The organism is Halomonas sp. GFAJ-1 (assembly GCF_000236625.2).
Taxonomy (GTDB): domain Bacteria; phylum Pseudomonadota; class Gammaproteobacteria; order Pseudomonadales; family Halomonadaceae; genus Vreelandella.
This window is the reverse complement of sequence record NZ_AHBC01000037.1, coordinates 1-7,335: the sequence shown is the minus strand read 5'-3', so window position 1 is coordinate 7,335 and position 7,335 is coordinate 1. Positions and strand designations below refer to the sequence as shown.

Below are 7,335 nucleotides of genomic sequence, written 5' to 3'. Positions count from 1 at the left end.
ATAAACCGAAATATCGGCAACGGAATGTGATAGAACGCTGCTTTAGCTGGCTTAAAGAATGTCGCCGGATCGCCACACGCTATGAAAAGCTGGCAAGTAGCTTTAAGGCGATGGTATTCGTGGCGTGCATCGACCGTTGCTTGCGAGCCAACTTTTCGTACAAAACCTAATCTGACTACCTTCATGAAAGGTTTTGACACGCCGCATCAGTGGAACAGCACTTCATATGCAATCTGAAAGACTGCCCAGGGTCGAAATCTGCCTAAAGCAACCCTCTGTAGCCGATCCAAATAGAGGAGTAACCACTTATCAAGATTTATGCATTCCTGTCGCGGAAATAGTCATCTGTTGCCACTATTCCCAGACGATTATCTGTATTTAAGGCTCGCTCTCTATCGCTATCTTCGCTGAACAAATTTTGCACGCGGCGTTCTTGTTTGAAGTAGGCCAGCGCCCTAAAGAAACAGCTTTCGCACAGGTGAACTTCATAACGTTCGCCATCGTGTTGAGACCCATAGCCCCAATGTGCCTTAAGGGTGGCGTACTCAAGATTTTCATCTGTTACACGCGTTGTGGTTAGGCATACATCGCACACCACATCAGTGACGGCCTTGACTTCTACTTTTTCAGTCACTTTCATTGCTCTGCTCCTTGCCTACCTACAATGTGCTCACTGACATAGCATATGCAATGCAGGCCTATCCTGATTCATTTTCATCACTTAAGTGAGTGGCAGGGGCAAGGGCTTCCCAGTCATTAACACTTACAGGCTCAAATGGCAGTTTATATTTGCCGACCGACCCTTTAAGCCGCTGCAGAGAGTCACTGCTTTTGTTTACATCACTAAGCGCATTAGATTTTTCCATCTAAGTGCCTCCTGTAATGCGTGCGAGGACATGAATGCATCATCGCAATAAACTCATTAATATTAATCCACCACATGCGCTTTGACCACTGAACCGCACAGGGCTACCGGAGACTCCTATCTTGAGAGGGTGGAGTAGATCCTGGTAAGTACCATTGCATCGTCCCAAGCCTGCAGGGCAATCGCACGTAAAGAAGGTTTCTCATTCCAAACCAAGTATATGAGCGCGGTATTTATCTGAGCTGGCCACAAGGGTTCGCTTGGTCTTGAAACCGGATCCATGCGAATCAGGTTGAGCGTTAACCGCTTGAGAATGACCATTTTATGCCCAGCTTCCGCCGTTTGTGCCCGCATCTGGTCATTGGCAAAGGTCACATCCAGGCACCAGTGTTGCCGAACCGCTTTGGCCAGCTGGTCGGCATCTGGCACTAGGCTGCTGAGATAGTAACGGCTCTCATGTTCTGACGTCCGCGTATTGACTCGATAACGGAGCAGCAGCTTAGGACCAGCGGGGGAAGTGTCGCCTCTTCCTACCTCACTTTAGAGTTATCATGTTGGGCGACCGTCGCCATTACGATGCACGCCATCACCAGCACATAGCGTACTGGGTAGCCGCTTCGAGAGCGCTTATTCTCATTAGCCACATAGAACGTTACGTTTCCCGTGCCCAGCGGTTTTGAAAAACGGTTGCCTGGAGGCTTAGATTGCCATTCCACCTTATGTTGATGCGAGGGTAGTCGCTTCTTCCACTCGCTGAGCTGTTGCAGGCCAGATAACGGCGATTGAACACTGGGAGTTATTTCAATGAAGGCTTTCACACGAGCATTCAGACTTAGCACCCAACTCACGAAGGCCAGGCCGTCATCGGCATTACGAATCCATACGTGGCCGTCGGTGGCACGGTGATAGCGATAGAAAAAGCGTAGCTGCTTACGCAATTCATCTGGATGCTGCTTTAACCAACGCGACCAGATCGCTTCATACATCGCATTGATCACTGGACGTTCCGCAAGAGAGTGCGGCATCGGCAACCGTGGATGGGCGCGACTGCTCGGTGTCGGCTGCTTGCCTTTCGTCATCTGATAATGACGAAAGGCGCTTTTCCCCCGCCGCGTGGGGACTGTAAGCACACGCTGCGCGCAAGACGTTAGCCGCTCTGCCTCGCCTTCACACAAATTAAAAATATGTTCAACATCATCAAAACCCCATTGATACAAAGCATCCATCGCCGCAGCAACCTGTTCTAAAGATAGTTGACTTAGGCCTTGGCGCTCAAGCAACACCTTCTTTGGTAACTCAGGATAGGGAGTTAACGGCTGCTTGGTAACGTCTATGACAGAGCACTTGGGAAAAGCTTTCTGAAACCATAGTGGCGGCTTTTCACCGTATCGCTCTTTCCATTTACGCAGTGTCGCAGGCTTGATTTGGATTACGTTAACTAAAGACTCCAACTGAGCAATTGCGTGATTCGGAATACAGTTATCCACAGAAACAGACTGCTTGTGGCAATAGTGGTCAAGGAGTAGGCAGGTGAAATGCAAGTAGCTTCGTAGTGTCACATCGGGCGATGCATGCCCCATCAGCTGGGCGATAAAATACAGCCCTGATCGCGTGGGGCCACCAGAGAGCTGTTCCCAAAGTGCGTCATGATGAACAGGCGTTGTCCACGTTATCTCTACACCATGAAAAGAGAGCAGTAGATAATTGGCCAGCGAGTGTCGCAAATGGTGAAAGCGCAGACTGTAATCCCCGGTGATACGGCGCATGGCTTCGTGAATTTCAGCCTGCACCTGATCATCGTGTAGGGGCGCCACTGAACCACCGCCTTCACCGAACAGCATGACGCGGCCATGGCTGGCCACTGCATACCGATTGGCGACAAAGGCTTTAAAGCCTTCCAACTCAGTATCTGTCAGCAGATGGTGTAGAGGTAACTGTCTGCGTGAATCATGGCTCTTGATGCCGACATAAGTATTGTTGCGAATCAGAAGCGTCACGTCAGTAGACTCCATCTCAGGATGGAGTAAGACATCGTCCAGCTGAATAGACAGCGCTTCTCCGATCCTGAGGCCGGCACGAAAGCCGAGCACAAATATCCAATAACGAATCTGCCCCATGATGTTAGTCATCCGGGAGGCCAGATGGCTCGCTATTAAACGGTACTCAACTTCTGACACACAATTGGCATCAGCGTGATGCGCAGCAGCGGACTCGCCGTCAGCTAACGCCATAGAGACGCTTGCCACCCCCTGATCAATGACGAGAAATGAATGGAATGAGCGCAACACTGACCAACGGTAGTGGCGGTTTTTCTCTGTTTTGGCTTGCTCAACTAAAAGTTGATAAGACTCAACAAGTGCCTCAAGCCTATCCTGATCAATAGGCGTGTTTCCCATAGTCTGGAGTAGCGGCATGCTGACGCCTAGATACTTATAGAGTGTCGACTGCTTTCGCTTCTGCTTTTGGTGCAAGAACAGTAGCCAGCGGCACAGGCATTCAATAATGGGCGCCATACGCTGAGAAGCAACGACGGCACTTTCTAGTTCACGAGAAAGATCAGCAAATTTGAGGCGTTTCTGGTTTCGGCGCTTGTAGAGCATATCGTGTAACGATTTCAGCAGAGCCCGCCCTTCATACAGCGGTTGGTCACGCGCATGGCGCACGGTATCCCTTGCCGTTAGCCCGGGCCCGGCTGCTGTACATTTATCTCCTTGCTCGGCTTTTGGCTTGGTATGTTCTACGTACCCACCGGTAAGCAGTTGCTGCCAACGCTCTTCTGCAATCGACGTGCCTGGATGTTTACCATTTGCGCTATTCACTAAATAAGCCGGGACACTGAGGCGAAGAGCGGTCGTGGCAGCCTCACGAAACGCCGAAAGTGACATCTTTTCTGCCTTTAAAGCACCACAGAAATGCAGCCAAGCCGTCTGGGTATAAGCCCGTGCCTGCTGATAACCGTCACAACGTTTAGGGTGACCGAATTGATGGATATGGCGCATCAATACCGCCAAGGCGGGGACTCCTAACTGCCAGCGGCTACGTGGCAGTACTCTTTTTTTCCCTGGCATGCCGTCCGGCACCGTCTCATGCAATACCAGCCAAGCAGAAGATTCATGGATTGCTAATGTGCGGGTCGCCAATGGTAGTGCGCTCACATGCTGGCTGCCCAACAAGCTATCATTCGTCATCACATAATAAAGAAACAGCCCCCAACTGATCATGTCGGGCTCAAGTCGGCGGTGTCCAGTTTTTCCATTGCCATGTAAAAGAAGCGCTTGAAACGCCGGTTGTTGAATCACGAGGTCTGCATGTCGGCACCAGTCGCGATAAACACTTACCCTTTTGAAAGATGACGGTGTGAAAGGGCTTGCTGCTGGCCTGATCAAGTGCAACGGCGACGGAACCCGCACATCCCAACACAACTCCCGCTGCCCACGCGACAGCCCTAATGACAGGAAATTCATCTTATTGCGAATTTCAACGACCGAACGGTTGTCACCGGCTTGTAGGGCCTCTTCCCACTGCTGAGAGGTGTCTGGCGGCACATTAATATTTCGTTCACCGTGAACCAAACCGGGATGTGTTTCGTTTATCAGTTCCAGCACTGCCATTTGGTGTCGACGCCTATTGACCAGATGCTGCCGGTGACGCGCCTCAGCCCCTCCAGCCCCATCGGGAACTTGTATCAACTTCCATCCGCTCCACACTTCCAAGATATGGTCAGACATCGGCTAGCCCTTGCTGAACTGTCCACCCCGCTTCCCGGCGCATTTTATTGAGTACAGGCGCTAGCTCTCGAAACATCTCGACGGGAGTCAAAGTAGAGAAGGCACCAAATGGCTCCTGCCCTTGTTGAGTGTGCCCCATGAAAGCATTAACCAGTTCGCCACGAACCCCTTCAGCACGTAAAGCACTGCGAAGGTAATGCCGGCTGGCATTGACCGGTAGCGTAAAGACGGGCACGTGGCGCCGCAGATTCTCTGGAGAGAGCTGTACCATCTGCCAGCTGTCACTTATAAAGAACATTAGTGGTACATCTGGCTGAGGCTCACTCAACACCGCCTCGAGATGCTCATAGAGTGATGCTCGATGATAAAGCCGTGCCTGCAGCACTTCCAAGTGGCTCGCATAGTAACGTAGTTGCTCACGCAGCTCGGGCAGTAACCAAACTATACGTGCCTGACTCATCGCTTCGTCGTCCTTATCAGAGATAGTCAGAAAACCGGACGTGAAATCGATCTCTCTCCAGCGAAAAACCAGATCATTGACCGCACGGTAAACCGTCGCGAACAGTATCCAGAAAGCGATGTAACCCACGCAACAATTATGCGTTTGACGCCAACTCTCATCATTAGGCTGGAGACGCCTTGCTGCCCGCAGCTCGCTCTTCAAATGCTTAACAAGGCGTGTTAGCAATAATGGCTTGAGGTTCAGTTTACTGCCATGGTCACCGCAGTTTTGTACGGACTGCTTGAAGGCGTAGTAGTTTTTCTCTTCAACGCTGAGATGCTGATAAATACTGTTGCGCAGTGATACAGCAGCATTATGATAAAGTGTCTCAAGGTAACCAGCTGGCACGCTGTAATAGTGCGCAGCCACATCAGCGACAGTAAAACGGTGCCCAGTCAACAGGTAAGCGTCGACCCAATCGCTGGAGTGGCCGACTATCTCATCGAATAGCGCTTGACTGATACGGTGAGGAGTCAGCCGCATACGGTGGTTGCGGTTGAACTTTGAAACTGCCGCCCGCATTGCATTTTCAATGCCGCCATGATGCCATTCGGGAAACAATTCACGATATTTTGTCCGGCTCTTCCGCATCAGGCTGAGACGCGAGATAAACTTACCCATTCGTACGGGACTGGCAACCACTACCACCTCATCCACCAATGCAGGCGTGCTTTCACCGGCTGTATAGAGCAGTTTCTTGGCGTCGTCTTGGAGGCTGTTGCGCCACTCCGGCGACGGAATGGGCAGTACAAAGGCGTGCTCTTCAACTAGAAAAGCGAGTACGTCCTTGCGGTGTTTCGGTAAATCACGCCGATGGCTATACACCCGCATCTTTAGAAGTTGCTCAACGGGACGTCCGAGCCAGATCATCAATAGAAGCAGAAGGCCGGCAGAGACGTCTTCGTTATCGCGTTAGTCAAATCGCCCTCGGCCCGTAAATAGCTCAAACGCTGCTTTCGCGGCAAGTGCCAGTTCGACCCGGCTTAAACGAGCGTAGCGAAAAGGAAGCCGCTGGTTGGACTGACTGATATGCTGGATACGGCTGCTCTGGCGCCGGATCAAGTCTCTTAGATCAAACCCTGATGTGGGGGAGGCTTTACTTTCTGTGAAGGATACGGCACGCAGTGTCTGGGATTCTTTTGGATGCAGACCTGCGGCACGCTGACGACTTTGCGCCTGCTCATCACCGGCCGACTCCAACAGTTGTACCGACTGTTCTGGCCCCTCATGCTCCTCGTCATCCGAATCCGACATCTCAACGTGCCGTTCAATCGTTCGGGCCGAGTGACCACCGCCGCCCCCACCGTCTCTCGTCTTTCCCTTATGGCCAAGTACTTTTCGAACGAGCAGCTCGATACCTGAAAGCGGCTCAAGGATCTCGTCGCCCTTCAACAGATATTGTTTGTGATAGCTTTTTAGGGTGGTATCTATCTCTATCTCTACCAACAGCCCGAGGGGCTTCTTGCCATTGGCGATCGTACGGATATCACGACAAGCTGCGGTAATTTCGGAACCAATACGCGCTTGGTGTCGCTTTCGCTGAATGGCTGAGCACGCCACAACCACACCCATATGCTGCCAATAGGCATCATTGCCATAGCTTTCAGCATCGGAGGTAAGAATCAGCATCGCCCACTCAGGATGGTCATTGATAATGCCGCGCTGCTTACCCGACTGATCTAGCCACGACTCTGGGCAACTGTCGCGATCACACTCCTTCAGCACGGAGATAATCCGGACAATGTCAGTCAGGTAATGAAAGAGGCCTTGCTCCTCCTTTTTTTCGATCGCATCATCAAGATCCTCCCGAATTTTTTGGCTTCTTTGAACTGCCTGTAAAGCACGGTTCACGTTTTCCATAACTAGGAGAAGGTGGGTTAGATCATCCGGCGCTTTCAGCAGCGCAAGCAGCTTTTCTATTCTGGAAAGCTCCACGCTACTCAAAGTTGCCAATTTCTCCAAATCTGCTTGCATCACCATGTCACTGGGACTCCATGATCCGCTGGAGTTCTGACTTCCGCTTCCTTGAATGCGTGATGCGGTGCTCTTATAGTCCCATTAATGCCTTTAGATTGCGTGTGGACAGACTCTTAGGTTTTGTACGAAAAGTTGGCTCGCAAGCAACGGTCGATGCACGCCACGAATACCATCGCCTTAAAGCTACTTGCCAGCTTTTCATAGCGTGTGGCGATCCGGCGACATTCTTTAAGCCAGCTAAAGCAGCGTTCTATCACATTCCG

The 7,335-nt window shown here is 51.3% G+C and carries 7 protein-coding genes and 1 pseudogene; 1 reads left to right on the top strand and 7 read right to left on the bottom strand.

Features of this window, described 5'->3' with window-relative positions:
• Nucleotides 1–170, top strand: a 170-nt coding sequence (locus MOY_RS16965; RefSeq protein WP_009099245.1) for an IS5 family transposase, incomplete at its 5' end; no start/stop codon positions are given.
• A 146-nt stretch (nt 171–316) separates the two neighbouring features.
• On the opposite strand, the gene MOY_RS09925 is transcribed toward MOY_RS16965, so the two are convergent.
• The 7 genes and pseudogenes from MOY_RS09925 to MOY_RS09900 form a co-directional block, all read right to left on the bottom strand.
• Nucleotides 317–640, bottom strand: a complete 324-nt coding sequence (locus tag MOY_RS09925; RefSeq protein ID WP_009099243.1) for a hypothetical protein — start codon at nt 638–640, stop codon at nt 317–319.
• A 58-nt stretch (nt 641–698) separates the two neighbouring features.
• Nucleotides 699–866 (bottom strand): hypothetical protein, encoded by a 168-nt coding sequence (locus tag MOY_RS17260; protein WP_158003269.1) that lies wholly within the window; start codon nt 864–866, stop codon nt 699–701.
• Between the two features lie 201 nt (nt 867–1,067).
• Nucleotides 1,068–1,321 (bottom strand): annotated as a pseudogene (locus MOY_RS09920) (ISAs1 family transposase); the annotation flags it as partial.
• Nucleotides 1,322–1,395: 74 nt separating this feature from the next.
• A complete protein-coding gene (locus MOY_RS09915) occupies nt 1,396–4,593 on the bottom strand; it encodes a tyrosine-type recombinase/integrase (RefSeq protein WP_035540560.1) in 3,198 nt (1,065 codons plus the stop codon).
• Nucleotides 4,586–5,965 carry a hypothetical protein gene (locus MOY_RS09910; protein ID WP_105208822.1) on the bottom strand — a complete coding sequence of 460 codons (1,380 nt, stop codon included), beginning with the start codon at nt 5,963–5,965 and terminating at the stop codon, nt 4,586–4,588. Before MOY_RS09910 ends, MOY_RS09915 begins: the two co-directional genes overlap by 8 nt.
• A gap of 42 nt (nt 5,966–6,007) precedes the next feature.
• The gene (locus tag MOY_RS09905) at nt 6,008–7,075 is read right to left on the bottom strand and encodes a hypothetical protein (RefSeq protein WP_009099239.1); all 1,068 of its coding nucleotides are present in this window, start codon (nt 7,073–7,075) and stop codon (nt 6,008–6,010) included.
• A 110-nt stretch (nt 7,076–7,185) separates the two neighbouring features.
• A partial coding sequence (locus tag MOY_RS09900) for an IS5 family transposase (protein ID WP_009099238.1) occupies nt 7,186–7,335 on the bottom strand: 150 nt, incomplete at its 5' end.